The sequence below is a fragment of the Arthrobacter sp. 05T47 genome (genome assembly GCF_056395825.1).
In genome coordinates this window covers 16,381-29,247 of record NZ_JBFTKG010000020.1, presented here as the reverse complement: position 1 = coordinate 29,247, position 12,867 = coordinate 16,381, and the positions used below count along the sequence as shown (strand labels likewise).

Below are 12,867 nucleotides of genomic sequence, written 5' to 3'. Positions count from 1 at the left end.
ACGCCCGGGCCGCGGCCGGGCGACGTAGGGTTAAAGCAGGAGGCCAAGATGAACACGTACACCACTGTGCCCAGCGGCGAACAGGTGGTCCAGGAACTGCCGTGGCGGTGGAAGGTCCAAGGCCGGATCTTCCTGATCGGCGGACTGGGCTTCATGTTCGATGCCTGGGACGTCACYCTCAACGGCATCCTCATTCCGTTGCTGTCCAAGCACTGGTCCCTGAGCCCGGGCGATGCCGCGTGGATCGGGACGGCAAACCTGATYGGCATGGCCCTGGGCGCCTTCGTCTGGGGCACCATCGCGGACACCATCGGGCGCAAGAAGGCCTTCACCGCGACCCTGCTGATCTTCTCCATCTTCACKGTGCTCGGCGCGTTCTCCCCCGACTTCATGTGGTTTGTCCTGTTCCGTTTCCTGGCCGGGTTCGGCCTGGGCGGCTGCATCCCGGTGGACTATGCGCTGGTGGGCGAGTTCACACCSCGCAAGAATCGCGGCCGGGTCCTCACCGCGATGGATGGCTGGTGGCCGATCGGAGCCGCCCTCTGCGGGTTCGTCTCCGCGGGGCTGGTCGCGGYGTTCGCGGACTGGCGGCTGACCATGCTGGTCATGGTGCTGCCGGCRCTGCTGGTGTTCTGGGTCCGCCGCAGCGTGCCSGAATCCCCGTTGTTCCTGATCCGCAAGGGCCGCCGCGAYGAGGCCGCGAAGGTGATCGACAGCCTGGTCGAGGCCACCGGCGCCGAGCCCCGGGTCTACAGCCTGCCYGCCSCGCAGGACGCGCCGCGCCTCTCKGCGGGYAGCGCCTGGACGCAATTGCGCKCGCTCTGGCAGTTCAACTGGAAGATCACGACGGCGGCATGGGCGCTGTTCTTCAGCATCCTGCTGGTCTACTACYTGTCGCTGACGTGGATGCCGCGGATCCTGATCGGCGCCGGGTTCGAGGAGTACAAGGCCTTCCTGACGACGGCGTCGATGGCCGCTGTCGGGCTCCTCGGCGTGGTGGTGGCCGCCCTGCTGGTGGAGCGGGTGGGCCGCAAGTGGATCCTCGCCATCACGGGCCCKCTSTCCGCKCTGACGCTGGTGATTGTGGCGATCGTGGTGGACATCCCGACGGCGGCCGTGTTCTGGCTGCTGGTGTTCGGCTTTGTGGTCCAGGTGGCCATCCCGGTGCTCTACGCGTATGTCTCCGAGCTGTACCCCACGGAACTGCGCGGCTCGGGCTTCGGCTGGGCCTCGACGTTCTCCCGGCTGGGCGCCGGGTTCGGGCCGCTGATCTTCGCGGCCATCCTGTGGCCGGAACTGGGGCTCGCGACGTCGTTCGCGCTGGCCGGCGGACTGGTGCTGCTCTCCGTGCTGTGGATGGCGTTCTTCGCCCCCGAAACCAAGCAGCGCCGGCTCGAATARCGCGCCCCCACCCATTGTCTCAACCCAACTGACTCGCAGCAGGGGCCGTTTTGAGCGTCTATAACGGCCCCTGCTGCCAGCTAGTTGGGCTGTCAACCATGGCGGGCGAGCGCGGCGCGGACCTTGGCGACTGCGGCCCGCGCGTCGTACTCCATGTGCCGCTTCGAGATCCGGACCAAGGTCCAGCCAGCGCCGCTGAAGTCCTCTTCCTTGGCGATGTCACGGATGATCTGGGCAGGTTCGGAGTGCCCGTCCCCCTCGTACTCCACGGCAACCCGGTGCTCCGGATAGGCAAGATCGGGTTGACGCGCGACGCCGGATCGCAGGACTGTGGTCACGTTCAGTACCGGTTCCGGCAGTCCCGCACGGCATAGCGCAAGCCGGAGCCTCGTCTCGGGCGCCGAATCTGCACCGATCCGGGCCTGTTCCAAGGCAAGCCGCGCCTTGCGGATGCCGGGCGTACCCTTGTGCCGGTCCAGCATCGCGGTGAGTTCCCCCGGGCTGGCATAGGGCTCCGTCCGGCTTTCCAACGCGTGGCGCGGGTGGCGCAACAAGTGGTCCGCCACCACGGTCAGCTCATCGATGCTCATCTTCCGAGCGCAGTCCAGCCAAGTCCTGGTCCGCGTGGTTACAAACACGCCGTCGACCGTGGTGATCTCGTCCGCGAAGAATTGCCCGACGTGGCCGATCACGCCCCTGCGCCGCGGTATTGCCATCGTGTCCGGACGGGAAATGTGGATGCCCGGGGTATGAGAGCCCGGTAGGAAGCCAGGAAACTCCCAGAGCAGGAAGGCGGTCGCGTGGGAGACCGCAGAGAATCGCGTAATAAGGGCGAGGGGCCGGGCATGGAGCTTCAGTTCAGCAGGGTGTCCTGATGGCAAGCGGATCCCGCGGCTCGGAATGCACAGGGACTGATGCTTGAGCCTGCGCCGGCTGACCCCGGCGTCGGCTGCCTCCTGGACGGTAAACGGCGCCGAGCCGAGCGGAGCCGGGATTGGCCGAGGTGTCTTCATCGACCTATCGTCGCAAAGCCGAGGACTTCGTCATGGAGTTATCCACAGGCCGTTACCTGTCTAACCAACTAGCTAGCAGCAGGGGCCGTTTTGGCCGCTCAAAACGGCCCCTGCTGCGAGTCAGTTGGGGGAAAAATCAGGCCGGGGCGTGCTGCGCCGCGGCCAGGGATGCCAAGGTGGAGACCAGGAGCCGGCGCTCGACGACTTTGATGCGCTCGTGCAGGGATTCCTCGGATTCGCCGTCCCCGATCGCCACGGCTTCCTGCGCAATGATGGGTCCCGTGTCCACGCCGGCATCGGCCCAGTGCACCGTGCAGCCGGTGACCTTCACGCCGTAGGCCAGGGCGTCGCGGACACCGTGGGCGCCGGGGAAGGCCGGCAGTAGCGCCGGGTGCGTGTTGAGGTATTTGCCGCCAAAGGCGTCGATGAAGTCCGCGCTGACAATCCGCATGAAGCCCGAGGACACCACCACGTCCGGGGCGAAGCCGGCGACGGYGTCGGTCAGGGCMGCGTTCCASGCMGCCCGGTCCGGGTASGCCTTGAAGTCCACCACGAACGTCGGGATTCCGGCYGCGGCGGAGCGCTCCATCCCGCAKGTCCCCGGCCGGTCGGCGCCCACGGCGGCGATCTCGACGTCGAGCGCTCCGGACTTCACGGCGTCGATAACTGCCTGGAGATTGGAGCCGGTGCCGGAAACGAGGACAACTATGCGCATGGTCCTAGCTTATGGGGCCGCTCGCGTAGGCTGGAAAACATGAATTCCCCCTCGGACTCCGGCGGCGGCGAGCCGGGCCGGGATCCGCGCAGTCACGCGGCCACAGAAACCCCGCGGCTGACCCACACGCTGTTCCGCCTGTTCATCGTCGCGGTTCTGGGCTCGTTCTTCGTTTTCCAGCTCGACGTGGCGTACCTGTGGCTGACGGCACTGCTCACGGTGGCCGGGATCGTGCTGGGCATCGTGGTGCTGGTCCGGGCGGTGAAGGACAAGGAATCGCGGCTGGTCCTGTTCGGCACCATCTCCGGGCTGGTGGTCACCGCGGTGATGCTGCTGATCGTCTTGGCCTCGACGCTGTTCTTCAGCCAGATCCGCGACTACCAGCAGTGCGTCCGCCACGCCCTGACGGAGCAGGCAACCTCTGCCTGCCGGACGCAGCTGGAGCACTCCATGCCCACGCAGTTGCGCTAACCAACTCCCCCAGCCCGCGCTAGCCCGCGCAACACGTCAGCGTCAGCGGTTGCTGACCGTTTCCAGGTCGGCCTCGCGCAGCTTCTGCTGGCGTTCCAGCCAGGGTCCGGCCGCGTAGCCGATCACGACGCCGATCCCCACCTCCGCGGCCATGAACACTGCCGTGCGGAGCGGGTCGGGCCCGATCTCCGTCAGCCTCCCGATGCCGGCCGAGCCGCGGGCCAGCCAGGCCAGGCCCGCCGCGAGCAGCCCTGCGACGGAGCCGATCACGGCGCCCAGGACCAGGGTGGAGGCCGCGGCGGTAAACCAGCGGGCCCGGATCTTGATGGRGAGCCACTCGTCGAAGTGGTTCTCGCCTTCGCGCAGGAACCACCAGCCCGCCAGCGTCCCGGCCAGCGCCGGCACCACCAGGGCCACGAAACCGAAGTCGAGCGAGCCGGCCGGCAGCGCGGCGAACACGGGAACGGACGGCAGCGGCCCCACGGCCGTCCCCAGCGGGCCGGCCAGGGAGCCGACGCCCAGTGCGAACCCCGAGCCGCAGATCCACGCCAGCGCAAACACCACGAGGTTGGGCAGGAAGCCCAGCTGCACGATGGTGAGGACAGAGCCGCCCATGGCACCGGCGTCGAGCCCTTCATACACGGCCACCACGAGGTTCCAGTGGATGAAGAGGTCGACGGCGAGCAGCGCCGCCGCCATCGCCAGGCTCGCCATCAGCGCCACCGATCCTGCCTTGATGGCCGAGCCCAGGTAGGAGCCGGCCCAGCGGGAGTGCTGGCTGGTTCGCGAGAGCCAGGCCACGGCGTCGACGCCGATCAGCCGGCTCCACGAGCCTGCCTCCCGGCGGGCGCCGACCACCATGCCGAGGCCGAACGGGATGAGCGGAATGAGTGCGGCAGCCCAAAGGCTGATGCCGACGTCGGCCGTGCGGCAGACGAAGCCCGTGGCGAGGCCGAACCCGGCGTACATCAGCCAGGAGCCGAGCAACGCCTGCCAGAGCTGGTCGGTGTAGGAGGCGCGGGCGAGCCGGCGGCCGGCGCGCCAGGCGAGCAGGAACGGGATGAGGGTCAGGCCCAGCGGGATGAGCGAGAGCGTGCCGGATTCCGGTTGCGCCGCGGCCCCGGCGCCGGGGGTGTCCAGCAGCAGCGGAACGCCGTGGATCAGCAGCCAGGCCTGGCCGGCGAGGCGTGCCAGGACGTCGAACCCGCCGTGCTGGAATCCGGCCGTGGCCCAGACCATGACGATCGGCGCCACCACCACGAGGGCGGATATGACGGCGGCCTGGGCGGACTCTAGGGCACCCTGCAGCCCCAGGGGCATGGGGAGGCCACGTTGTCCGGTCTGATCAGCGCGCAGTTTCATCGAGATCCATGGTGCCACGGGCCCGGCATCCGCCCGGTTTCCGACAGGCACAACGCCCGAATCCGTGCTAATTGCCGAGCGCGGCCTCTCGGTTGCCGCACCCGCCCTCCCGGCGCTTTTTCCAGACCCCGGTCGTAAAATTGTAAATGTCCGCAATCAGTGGTTGGAGGCAATAATGACTACCGCATCTCCTCATGCACACGGCGTTCATTTTGGTCGGACAGATGTACAGAACGTTGGCATGGGTGTGGGTATCGTCCTGATCGTCGTGGGCATCTTGGGGTTCATCCCCGGCATCACTACGAATTACAGCGAACTGAGGTTCTTCGGGCCCGATTCCAAGGCCCTGTTCCTGAACCTGTTCCAGGTGTCGATGTTGCTGAACATCGTTCAGCTCGCGATCGGCGCCACCGGCGTGAGCATGTCCCGGACTGCCCTGGGCGCCCGGAATTTCCTCATGGGCTCCGGTCTGCTGTACATCGTCCTTAGCATTTACGGTTTCATCGTCGGCGTGAATTCGGCGGCCAACTTCCTGTCGCTGAACACCATGGACAATTGGGCCTTCATGGTAATGGGCGTGGCAATGGCCGGCGCAGGCTGGCTGATGACGAGGCACCTTGAAGAAGACGTAAAGACCCGGTCATCAACCCCCGGGACCTAGGGAGCCGCGAATGAGTAACGTTTCATAGTATTCAGAAAATTCGTACTACCTGCTGGTGCAGTGGCTTAGCGGAAACGCGGCGGCTGCACCAGCTTCCTTATGTCCGGGAATTTTCCGGCGACGGCGGCGTCCCGGCGCGGACGACGACGGCGGCGCGCCGGGCACGCAAGAAGGCCGGGACCTTGTGGGTCCCGGCCTTCCGTGGGCCAAGCAGGTTGCACCGGCGGCCCATGCTCCCATCCAACTGGCAGCAGAGGCCGTTCTGAGGGCTCAAAACGGCCTCTGCTGCGAGTCAGTTGGGCCCAGCGCTAGGTGGTGCCGACCTCCACACGGGGCGGGAGGGTGTCCCACTCCGTTTCGGCGGCCCGCATCCACGGGAAAGGCAGCAGGTCCTTGATCCGGATCTTGCCCACCTCGCCCTCGGCATCGACCAGGACGGATGTCTCGGTTCCGTAGGATCGCAGCAGTTCCCGGCAGAGGCCGCAGGGGTTGGTGACCTGGGGCTCCCCGTGCCCGTCCATGCTGACCGCCACCACGGAGTGGATCGAGCTCTCCTGTGCCATGCGTGCATTGGCCAGAGCGCTGGATTCGGCGCACACATTCAGTCGCTTGGCGCCAATGTGCAGTCCGAGGTAGATGGCCCCCGACTCACCGCGCATGGCCGCTGCCACCCGGTGGTTCTCACTGTGATGGGCGGTCAGCAACATCCTGCGGGCTGCCTCATAGAGCTCCACGTCCGACGCGTCGAGTTCAAAGGAGATCACGCTTGCCTCCTTGCTGCTTTGGTCCGGGCGACTGGCGTCCATGAGCGTTCCCACTCTCCATTCCTGCTTCCTGTGTTCCAACGTGTCGGGTTTTCTGCCCTGGGTTCCTACCGGCCGACGAACTGCCTACCGGCCGACGAAGATGCCGTTCTTCTTCCGGGCCAGCAGGTAGAACACAATGCTGAGCGCCGACAGGACGGCGACGTAGACCGGGAAGATCCAGGACGCGTTCATGGACTGGAGCCAGACCAGGAGGTAGGACGCCGTGCCGCCGAAGAGCGCGACGCCGAGGCCGTAGCCGAGGGCGGTTCCGGCGCCGCGGCATCCCTTCGGCATGAGCGAGCTGGTGATCACGTTGTACAGGGTCATGTTCAGGACCAGCACAACAGAACCGCCAAGAAGCACCGCAGCGAAGCCGGCGATGCCGGGCTTGACGTACATCAGCATCAGGAAGACCGACGGAATGGCAAGCGCGCGGGTGATCAGGAACCACTTGGACATCGACTTGCCGTCGGCGACCTTGCTGATGATGAGGCTTCCGACCACCAGCACGACGCCGAGGACGGTGGTCAGTGCGAAGACAGCCGTGGCGTCTTCCTTGAAGCCGCTGCGGGCCGCCGTCGGGAGGCCCGTGTTCCAGGCGTAGTTGTAGGCCTGCGCCGCACCGACGACGAACGTGATGGCCAGAACGCTGAGCCAGTGCTTGCGCACGCCGCCCCAGACCGTCTTGGCTGAGTTCTCCGCGAGCTCCTCGGGCTTCATGGTTTCCGGAAGGGTCCGGCGAAGGTAGACCACGACGAAGCCGAAGGCCGCACCGACGATGAAGGGCACACGCCAGCCCCAGTCGGCCATGACGGCTCCGCCGAGCATCAGGGACGACAACCAGCTGACCAGCGAGGCGAGCAGGATCCCTGCGTTGACGTAGAAGGAGATGATGCCGGCAACAAAGCCCTCGCGTCCTTCGGGGACCAGTTCGACGGCGTGGGCGGTGGACAGCGGAGCTTCGACGCCAGTGGAGATACCCTGGACGATGCGGCAGACCAGCAGGATGACGCCGGCTGCGGGGCCAATCTGGTCATAGGTGGGCGACACGGCAATGATCAGCGTGGTGACCGCCATCATCATGATGGACCAGAGCATTACCCGGCGTCGTCCGATCCTGTCGGCGAAGGTGCCGAGCAGGACGCCGCCCAGTGGACGGAACGCGAAGCCGACGGCGAAAACGGCCAGTGCACTCAGGGTCGCGGCAACGGGGTCCTGGGACGGGAAGAACTTTGGCCCGATGAAGGCCGACAGGAGGCCAAAGACCATCCAGTCGTACCATTCCAGGGTGTTTCCGAGCCCGAGGCCCAGAAGCCCGCGGCGTACTTCCGGCGACAGCCGGGACTTCCGGCCGCCCTCTACGTCAATCTTGACGACAGTGTCAGTCATGATACTTTTCCTTCCCCCGGCCCTTCGGGGCGCGGGAGGGTACGGATTACCGGCGGACGCCCTGTTGGGGTCGGGGTAATCGAAACTATCGTTTGGCTTGGTCCGCAGGGAGGGACCGGGCTCACCACATGGGAGGTGAGTTAGCCCAGATAGCTACGCGTGCCTCTTCGTAGCGATTGAATGCAAACGGGCCATCCAGCCCGGCAACCAGGGACGGACCGCTCAGGAACGCGTACCTAGTTTACCGACCAGCATCAGGTGCTGCGGATGGCCTGGAAGATGCCACTGCATCAGTACATAGGAAGCGATCACGAACGCGGGCCGGGCGCACCTTCCGCCAGAAGGCTGCTGCGTCCAATCCCTGTTCGTTCAGCGTTGATCCCATAGTGTTGCGGCTCACACAACTATATTGAAGATCTTCACAGAGTCAATGGTTTTCTGGAAAGAATGGCCTCACCTCGGACGATGCCGCCGGGCGACCTGCAGCCCTAGCGGCAGCAGGCCCGGATCGGCCCCACAGCAGGCCCACAGCAGGCCCCCGGAGGGCCCCAAGGCCGGCGCCGAACCCCGCTCCGGCCAACCGCAGAGCTGCGCATGATCTGCAAGAAATTTACGAAAACCATTGATTCGCTAAAAGTTTTCACTATAGTTATGTGTGTCAGCTCACCAAACGAAAGACGGACCATGGCTAACGAAAGCGTCGCGGGATCCTCCCCAGCCGGCACGAGCGTCCTTCTTGCCACCGTAGGCAACAAGGTCCGCAACATGCGCAAAGACAAAGGGATGACCCTGGCGAAGCTCTCCGAAGTCACCGGCCTCAGCCCGGCGATCGTAAGCCAGATCGAACGTGGCCTGGCCAATCCGTCTTTCACCACCCTGGCGCAGCTGGCGCACGGCCTGGACATCCCCGTAGGGAAGTTCTTCCTCGGACAGGAAGAAACCAGGTCGCCCGTGGTCCGCAGGGCCGAGCGGCGAAACCTCAAAGGCGTGACCAAGAAGTCTGTGGGTGAGGCGGTCTATGAACTGCTCACTCCGGACCTCAACGGCGCGCTGGAGGCTCAATGGATCGTGAGTCCGCCAGGCCACGACACCAGCGCCACACCTTTCCGGCACAGCGGCGAGGAGTTCGGCATTATTCTCTCCGGCCGGAAAGACATCTTCCTGGACGGCGAGTGCTACACCCTGGAAGAAGGAGATTCGATCACCTTCTCCTCGGAGACACCGCATTGGTACAAGAACAGCTACGAAGAGGTCTGCGTAGCGATCTGGGTTAACGCACCTCACGCGTGGTGATGGGCTGGCCCTAGCCGCCGTCGCCGTTCTCCGGCCCGGGCACATCAGTGTCCGCCGGAACCCTTCCCATACCCTGCAGCCAGGTCCGCAACGGGCCGCGCTGTGTCATACCCTCTGCCGGGTGGATTTCGCGGTCAGCGCCGCCGCTCACTCCTCCTGCACACCGTCTACCTCACCGGCCGCCGAGCAAGGCATTCCGCCAGACGGCATGCCCCCAACGGCACGCCTCTACCGGCACTTCGGCCGAAACAAGTAAGGATCCCCCATGAACCCGTCTTCAGCCATGTCGTCGCTGGAACTCAGCACCACCACGGCGGACCTCACCGCCCCCGTCATCTCCCGCTCCGACGTCCTGGTGGTCGGCGGTGGCCCCGCCGGTGTGGCCGCCGCCGTCACGGCAGCCCGCTCGGGCGCTTCCGTCACGCTGCTGGAGCGCTACTCCTCCCTGGGCGGCCTCGCCTCCGGCGGCATGGTCCTGGTGCTCGATGACATGATCAACGGCCAGGAAATCACCGTCACGGGCATCGTCTCCGAATACGTCGAGCGACTGCAGAAGCTCGGCCTGGCGATCGTCCCGCCGGCCGATGACCGCAAGACTTCCGAGGAACTCTGGAACAAGTGGGGCCGCTACGGCACCTTCGACTTCCACTCCCACACCACCCCCAAGCCGGTCTGCTACGCCGCCGCCTTCGACCCGGACGGCTGGAAGCGCGTCTCCAACGACCTCGTCCGCGAGGCCGGCGTCAACCTCCGCCTGCACTCCTGGTTCTCCCGCCCCATCGTGGACAACGGCGTGATGAAGGGCGTTATCTGCGAGACCAAGTCCGGCCCGCAGGCCTTCATGGCGGACATCGTCATCGACACCACCGGCGACATCGACGTCGCCTCCCGGGCCGGCGCCAGCTACGTCAAGGACAGCTACCTCACCACGCTCGTCTTCCGCCTGGGCAACGTCGACACCAACGCCGCGGAGGCCTTCGAACAGGCCAACCCGAAGGAAGCCCGCGCCATCAACCGCAAGATCAAGCGCCTCCTCGGCGGCGCCTGGGAACTGTGGTGGCTCAAGACCCCGATCGAGGGCGTCGTCTGGTGCAACGCACCCCACATGACAGGCTTCGACGGCGTCGACCCGGCAGACATGACCGCCGCCGAATTCGCCGCCCGCGACCGCATCACCGAGGCCGTGGACTACGTCCGCGCCAACCTGCCCGGCTTCGAGAACTGCTACATGCTCGACGTCGCATCCCAGATGGGCGTCCGCCAGACCCGCCTGCTCGAGGGCGAGTACGTCATGACCAAGGACGATGTCACCTCCCGTCGCCACTTCGCGGACACCGTTGCCCGCGGCCGCGACTACTACTACCCCTTCCGCTCGCTGCTGCCCAAGGAAGTCGACCAGCTCCTGGTTGCCGGCCGCCACTACTCCGCCACCCCCGAGGCGCAGAAGATGTCCCGCGAGATCCCGCCCTGCATGGCCATGGGCCAGGCCGTCGGCGTCGCCGCCGCGCTGGCGATCCAGAACGGTACCCTCGTCCGCGACGTCTCCGCGCTGGACATCCAGCAGGGCATGCGCCGGCACGGCGCTGACCCGGGCGACGTCCCGTCGTCGAACGCCACCCTCGACGTAGACGCGGTGGTAGGGGCATGAGCACCGTCATCGACGACCTGCTGTCAGGCACAACAACTGCCACGACGGCGGCGCCCGCCGCCGCCGGTGAATCTGCTGGCACCCCGCTGCCGCTCGATGGAATCAAGATCGTGGACTTCACCCAGGTGTTCATGGGCCCGTCCTGCACCCAGCTGCTGGGCGACTACGGCGCGGACATCATCAAGGTGGAGCGCCCGGGCGCCGGGGACATCTCCCGCAACTCCTTCCCGGACAAGGACGGCCAGGACAATCCGATCTTCCTGTCCATCAACCGGAACAAGCGCAGCATCTCCGTGGACACCCGCACCGAGGACGGCAAGGACGTGCTCCGCCGCCTGCTCGCCGACGCCGACGTGGTGGTCAGCAACTTCCGCTCCGGCGTGATGGAGCGGATGGGCTTCGGCTACGAGGACCTCAAGGAGCAGAACCCGGGCATCATCTGGGCCTCGGGTACGGGCTTCGGCCCCGAGGGCCCCTACTCGCACAAGGGCGGCCAGGACGCGATCGCGCAGGCCTACTCCGGTGTCATGTGGCGGCGCGAGTCGGACGACATGAAGCCCTCGATCTACCCCACCACGCTGTGCGACTACATCACGGGCATGCACCTCATGCAGGGCATCCTGCTGGCGCTGCGCACCCGGGAGTCCGCCGGCGTCGGGCAGAAGGTGGAGGTGACAATGTACGACTCCATGCTGCACCTGCAGATGCAGGAGGCCTGCATGCAGCTCAACCGCGGCTACGAGGTCAACTGGGGCGCCATGCCGCTCAGCGGCGTCTTTGAAACCACCGACGGCGCCGTCTGCATGGTGGGCGGCTTCACCCCGGACCCGCTGGCCCGGATCTCGGAGGCCCTGGGCCTGGACGAGGACCTCACGCAGCGGCCGGAGTTCGCCAACCTGGAGCAGCAGTTCGAGAACAAGCCGGCACTGCAGGCGATCTTCCGCGAGCGCATCGCCACCAACACCACCGAGTACTGGACCGGCCAGCTGGAGGACAAGGGACTGCTCAACGCCCCCGTGCACACCCTGGAGCAGACCCTCGCCGACGCGCAGACCCACGCCAACGGCATGATCGTCGAGGCCGAACACCCCGGCGTCGGCACCGTGAAAATGCTCAACGCACCCATCCGGCTCTCCGCCACCCCGCCCACCATCCGGCGGGTGGCCCCGCGGCTGGGCGAGCACAACGTCGAGGTGCTGCTCGAGAACGGGTTCGACGCCGAGACCATCGAGCGCCTGCAGCAGCTGGGGGTGCTCCGGTGACCGCCGTGTCAGAGGCCGCCCAGGCAGCTCCCGCGGCGGTGGACCAGGTCACCCTGACCATCGAGAACCACGTCGCCACCGTGGTCATCGACCGCCAGCACGTGCTCAACGCCGTCGACGGCGGCGCCCAGGCCCGGCTCAACGAGATCTGGGACCAGCTCGAGGCCGATCCGGACGTCCGCGCCGTCGTCATCACCGGCGCCGGCACCCGCGCGTTCTGCGTCGGGGCTGACATGTCGGCCTCCGCCGTGGACAAGACCGGACTCGAATACTGGGCCGGCCTGGACCCGAACGGTTTCGGCGGCCTCAGCCTGCGCACCAGCCTGGACATCCCGGTGATCGCCCGGGTCAACGGCTACGCCCTGGGCGGCGGCATGGAGATCGTGCTCGGCGCGGACATCGTGGTCGCCGCGGACACGGCCCGGTTCGGGCTGACGGAACCGCGGGTGGGGCGTCTGGCGCTCGACGGCGGCATCCACCAGCTGGTGCGCCGGATCCCGTACACCCAGGCGATGGGCATGCTCCTCACCGGGCGGAAGGCCGAGGCCGCCGAGATGCAGTCCATGGGCCTGGTCAACGAGGTGGTCCCCGCGGAGGAGCTCGACGCCGCGGTGCAGCGCTGGGTGGACCAGATCCTCGCCTGCGCGCCCACCTCCGTCCGGGCAGTGAAGCAGATGGTCACGCAGACCGCGCACCTGACCGCGACCGAGGCCCGCGGGCTCCGGCTCCCGGCCCTCATGGCGGCGCTGGACAGCGCGGACTCCGCCGAGGGCGTCCGCGCCTTCCAGGAAAAGCGTCCGCCGGTCTGGCCCGGACATTAGAGAAAGGGACGCTAGCCGTTCCCGC

12 protein-coding genes are annotated in these 12,867 nt (G+C 66.7%); 7 read left to right on the top strand and 5 right to left on the bottom strand.

Translation table 11 applies throughout. From position 1 onward, the window contains the following. Positions 1–48: 48 nt before the first annotated feature. Positions 49–1,401 carry an MFS transporter gene (locus AC1DEY_RS14500; protein WP_476868585.1) on the top strand — a complete coding sequence of 451 codons (1,353 nt, stop codon included), beginning with the start codon at positions 49–51 and terminating at the stop codon, positions 1,399–1,401. Positions 1,402–1,493: 92 nt separating this feature from the next. Here AC1DEY_RS14500 and AC1DEY_RS14495 read toward each other — a convergent pair whose 3' ends face one another. Together AC1DEY_RS14495 and purN are read right to left on the bottom strand one after the other, a co-directional pair. Further along, the gene (locus tag AC1DEY_RS14495) at positions 1,494–2,414 is read right to left on the bottom strand and encodes a hypothetical protein (RefSeq protein WP_476868548.1); all 921 of its coding nucleotides are present in this window, start codon (positions 2,412–2,414) and stop codon (positions 1,494–1,496) included. Positions 2,415–2,550: 136 nt separating this feature from the next. Next, positions 2,551–3,129, bottom strand: coding sequence for a phosphoribosylglycinamide formyltransferase (gene purN / locus AC1DEY_RS14490; RefSeq protein ID WP_476868547.1), 579 nt, complete (start codon positions 3,127–3,129; stop codon positions 2,551–2,553). Between the two features lie 39 nt (positions 3,130–3,168). On the opposite strand from purN, the gene AC1DEY_RS14485 reads away from it, so the two are divergent. After that, positions 3,169–3,600 (top strand): hypothetical protein, encoded by a 432-nt coding sequence (locus AC1DEY_RS14485; RefSeq protein ID WP_476868546.1) that lies wholly within the window; start codon positions 3,169–3,171, stop codon positions 3,598–3,600. Positions 3,601–3,642: 42 nt separating this feature from the next. On the opposite strand, the gene AC1DEY_RS14480 is transcribed toward AC1DEY_RS14485, so the two are convergent. Further along, positions 3,643–4,962 carry a cell division protein PerM gene (locus tag AC1DEY_RS14480; protein WP_476868545.1) on the bottom strand — a complete coding sequence of 440 codons (1,320 nt, stop codon included), beginning with the start codon at positions 4,960–4,962 and terminating at the stop codon, positions 3,643–3,645. A gap of 241 nt (positions 4,963–5,203) precedes the next feature. Here AC1DEY_RS14480 and AC1DEY_RS14475 point away from each other — a divergent pair, with 241 nt between their 5' ends. Further along, complete coding sequence (locus AC1DEY_RS14475; protein ID WP_441410221.1) at positions 5,204–5,623, top strand: DUF4383 domain-containing protein; 420 nt, start codon at positions 5,204–5,206, stop codon at positions 5,621–5,623. 308 nt (positions 5,624–5,931) lie between these two features. Here AC1DEY_RS14475 and AC1DEY_RS14470 read toward each other — a convergent pair whose 3' ends face one another. Both AC1DEY_RS14470 and AC1DEY_RS14465 read right to left on the bottom strand, forming a co-directional pair. Then, positions 5,932–6,387, bottom strand: coding sequence for a cytidine/deoxycytidylate deaminase family protein (locus tag AC1DEY_RS14470; protein WP_476868544.1), 456 nt, complete (start codon positions 6,385–6,387; stop codon positions 5,932–5,934). Between the two features lie 126 nt (positions 6,388–6,513). After that, positions 6,514–7,818, bottom strand: coding sequence for an MFS transporter (locus AC1DEY_RS14465; RefSeq protein WP_441410219.1), 1,305 nt, complete (start codon positions 7,816–7,818; stop codon positions 6,514–6,516). A 684-nt stretch (positions 7,819–8,502) separates the two neighbouring features. Between AC1DEY_RS14465 and AC1DEY_RS14460 the strand changes: the two genes are divergently transcribed. The 4 genes from AC1DEY_RS14460 to AC1DEY_RS14445 all read left to right on the top strand — a co-directional run bounded on the left by AC1DEY_RS14460 (position 8,503) and on the right by AC1DEY_RS14445 (position 12,842). Next, a complete protein-coding gene (locus AC1DEY_RS14460) occupies positions 8,503–9,111 on the top strand; it encodes a helix-turn-helix domain-containing protein (RefSeq protein WP_476868543.1) in 609 nt (202 codons plus the stop codon). A gap of 265 nt (positions 9,112–9,376) precedes the next feature. Continuing rightward, positions 9,377–10,759, top strand: a complete 1,383-nt coding sequence (locus tag AC1DEY_RS14455; RefSeq protein WP_476868542.1) for an FAD-dependent oxidoreductase — start codon at positions 9,377–9,379, stop codon at positions 10,757–10,759. Then, complete coding sequence (locus AC1DEY_RS14450; RefSeq protein WP_476868541.1) at positions 10,756–12,021, top strand: CaiB/BaiF CoA transferase family protein; 1,266 nt, start codon at positions 10,756–10,758, stop codon at positions 12,019–12,021. The genes AC1DEY_RS14455 and AC1DEY_RS14450 overlap by 4 nt, the downstream gene beginning before the upstream one ends. Further along, positions 12,018–12,842 carry an enoyl-CoA hydratase-related protein gene (locus tag AC1DEY_RS14445; RefSeq protein ID WP_476868540.1) on the top strand — a complete coding sequence of 275 codons (825 nt, stop codon included), beginning with the start codon at positions 12,018–12,020 and terminating at the stop codon, positions 12,840–12,842. The genes AC1DEY_RS14450 and AC1DEY_RS14445 overlap by 4 nt, the downstream gene beginning before the upstream one ends. The last annotated feature ends 25 nt before the right edge of the window (positions 12,843–12,867 follow it).

What these genes read in the sequence shown, in the direction of transcription:
- AC1DEY_RS14495 (WP_476868548.1), bottom strand. Translation starts at nt 2,414, where the DNA reads ATGAAGACACCTCGGCCAATCCCGGCTCCGCTCGGCTCGGCGCCGTTT.
- AC1DEY_RS14485 (WP_476868546.1), top strand. Translation starts at nt 3,169, where the DNA reads ATGAATTCCCCCTCGGACTCCGGCGGCGGCGAGCCGGGCCGGGATCCG.
- AC1DEY_RS14475 (WP_441410221.1), top strand. Translation starts at nt 5,204, where the DNA reads ATGGGTGTGGGTATCGTCCTGATCGTCGTGGGCATCTTGGGGTTCATC.
- AC1DEY_RS14465 (WP_441410219.1), bottom strand. Translation starts at nt 7,818, where the DNA reads ATGACTGACACTGTCGTCAAGATTGACGTAGAGGGCGGCCGGAAGTCC.
- AC1DEY_RS14460 (WP_476868543.1), top strand. Translation starts at nt 8,503, where the DNA reads ATGGCTAACGAAAGCGTCGCGGGATCCTCCCCAGCCGGCACGAGCGTC.
- AC1DEY_RS14455 (WP_476868542.1), top strand. Translation starts at nt 9,377, where the DNA reads ATGAACCCGTCTTCAGCCATGTCGTCGCTGGAACTCAGCACCACCACG.
- AC1DEY_RS14450 (WP_476868541.1), top strand. Translation starts at nt 10,756, where the DNA reads ATGAGCACCGTCATCGACGACCTGCTGTCAGGCACAACAACTGCCACG.